This is a genomic window from Methylobacter sp., assembly GCF_004322395.1.
GTDB lineage: Bacteria > Pseudomonadota > Gammaproteobacteria > Methylococcales > Methylomonadaceae > Methylobacter_A.
Genome location: NZ_SCTW01000077.1, coordinates 1 through 2,437 on the forward strand (window position 1 = coordinate 1; position 2,437 = coordinate 2,437).

Consider the following 2,437-nt stretch of genomic DNA (forward strand, 5'->3'; position numbering starts at 1 on the left):
TTTTTTTCCGCGCTTTTTTTAGCCATGACGTTAATAACAGTCACAGGTTGTGCATCGACAAAAACACAGGAGGCAACCGGAGAATATTTTGACGACAGCGTTATCACCGGCAAAATCAACGCGCTGATGGTCGGTGATCCTGCCCTGAAAGCCCGCGAAGTCAATGTCGACACGTTCAAAGGCGTGGTTCAATTGAGCGGTTTCGTAAACACCCGTATCGAAAGCGAGAAAGCGGCCGCTCTTGCACGCAGTGTCACCGGCGTAAAATCGGTCAAGAATGACATACGTATTAAATAGATGGGGATAATCTCTATGGAAACAAACAAAGCACCTGATTCAGTACATGAAGCAATCGATAAAATTGCCGGTATGGCCTATAAAGCCGCAGAAGCGTTTGGCGAAAAAGGAGATCCATTGAAAAATGCCGAGCAGCAATTAAGGGACAATTACCGTGCATATATTCATGACAACCCCATCACATCAATGGGCATAGCCGTAGCAGCAGGCTTTCTACTGAGTCGCTTTGCTGTAAACGGTCGGGAATAGCCTAGCGGCAGATAGCTCCAACTGCTTGCCGTCGTTTCTAATGTGATGCTGATCATCTACTGCTAATGAAAATCTTTTTGACATTCCCATAGCCTGCCTAAGCCCGGCCCACGTTTTTCCGGGTTTTATACTTTCCTTGTTGTCTATTATCTTGCCCTTAGTTTCCTTGAGTATACCTTTAGCTGCCGGACATTGGGTTAATTCTCGGTAGCAATGTATGTTCGTTACCGAACAGACTAAATTTAGTACATAGGTTAATTTTCGCCCGGGTTTATGAAACGTCACAACATACCAGTCACTCTCGAAACTTATCGAGATGCCCATCATCTTATAAAGTTAAATAGTAATAATTGAAATATAGTTGTCCAGAAAATTTTGTTCTCTGGCCGCTGTTCCGGGTATAGGACATTTGCCGTAGGGCGTGCTGCGCGCGCCTTAGCATCTTCAAGGCGTGCACAGCACGCCCTACGCAGGACAAAACATTTCCATCAAGTAGTGTGCCTGGAAAAATAATCATGAGCGAACAGTTAATTACTGAATTAGTCAATGCCCGTCGATTCCCGGTTGGGGTAGAGCGAGTGCTTGAAAAAGGCATGCATTTTCGTGTCTGGGCGCCTGAAAAAAAGACAGTAAAGCTGGTAATGAATCCTAAAGGCGAAGATATTGATCCTCTTCATTGGCCGATCGAAGTTGAACTGCAAAGCGAAGGAAACGGTTATTTTTCTGTAGCTATACAAGATGTTTCTGTAGGCACTTTGTACCGCTACCTGCTGGATGACGACCCGCAGCCTTATCCCGATCCTGCGTCGCGTTTTCAACCTCAAGGCCCGCATGGATCCTCGCAAGTAATCGATGCTTTAACGTTTGGATGGACGGATGCTGCCTGGCCGGGAATTGAAGTCCAAGGCCAAGTCATTTACGAAATGCATATCGGCACGTTTACTCATGAAGGCAGTTGGACCGCAGCAGCCAAAGAACTGCCTGAACTGGCTGCATTGGGTGTGACTGTCTTGCAGATCATGCCGGTAGCCGATTTTCCGGGGCGGTTTGGCTGGGGTTACGACGGTGTCAATTTATTTGCGCCGACACGGCTTTATGGAACCCCGGACGATTTCCGGTTTTTTGTCAATCAGGCTCATGGCGTGGGTCTTGGTGTGATTTTGGATGTGGTATTCAATCATTTGGGCCCGGATGGCAATTATTTGTGGAAATTCTCAAGCGATTATTTTTCTATCCGCTATCAGTGCGAATGGGGCGACCCGCTGAATTTCGATGGGCCGAACTCAAGCGCAGTGCGCGAGTATGTGCTCGCCAATACCGCGTATTGGATTAAAGAGTTCCACCTTGACGGCTTGCGTATCGATGCAACCCAGCAGATTTTCGACAGCTCCGCTGAAAATATTATTGCCGCCATTGCACAGACAGTGCGCACCGCAGGAGCTCCGCGCAGAACCTTTGTTATTGGCGAAAATGAGCCGCAAGACGCAAAATTATTTTTATCTCCCGAACAAGGAGGCTTCGGCATAGACGCGTTATGGAACGACGATTTCCATCATACCGCAATGGTAGCGATGACCGGGCGCGCAGATGCTTACTATAGTGATTATCGAGGTACCGCTCAGGAATTCGTATCCACATTGAAGCGGGGTTTTTTGTATCAAGGCCAATGGTATTCATGGCAAAACAATACGCGCGGCACGCCGGGGCTGGACATGTCCCCAGCCAAGTTTATCAACTTCATACAAAACCATGATCAATTGGCCAATTCCGGCAGCGGCAAACGTGTTCATTTATTGACCAGCCCTAACCGCTATCGTGCTTTAACCGCGCTGTTTTTATTGGCTCCGCAGACGCCCATGTTGTTTCAAGGCCAGGAGTTTGCGGCCACCAG

3 protein-coding genes are annotated in these 2,437 nt (G+C 47.8%); all 3 read left to right on the forward strand.

Annotated elements, in window-relative coordinates; all coding sequences use genetic code 11:
• On the forward strand, positions 1-297 hold a 297-nt coding region (locus EPO18_RS11245; RefSeq protein WP_292433461.1), incomplete at its 5' end, for a BON domain-containing protein.
• 15 nt (positions 298-312) lie between these two features.
• A complete protein-coding gene (locus EPO18_RS11250) occupies positions 313-546 on the forward strand; it encodes a DUF883 domain-containing protein (RefSeq protein WP_292433462.1) in 234 nt (77 codons plus the stop codon).
• A 515-nt stretch (positions 547-1,061) separates the two neighbouring features.
• Positions 1,062-2,437: alpha-amylase family glycosyl hydrolase (locus EPO18_RS11255; RefSeq protein WP_292433463.1), on the forward strand; the 1,376-nt coding region annotated here is incomplete at its 3' end.

Excerpts from the sequence above, each read along its gene's own strand:
- EPO18_RS11250 (WP_292433462.1), top strand. The coding sequence starts at position 313 with ATGGAAACAAACAAAGCACCTGATTCAGTACATGAAGCAATCGATAAA.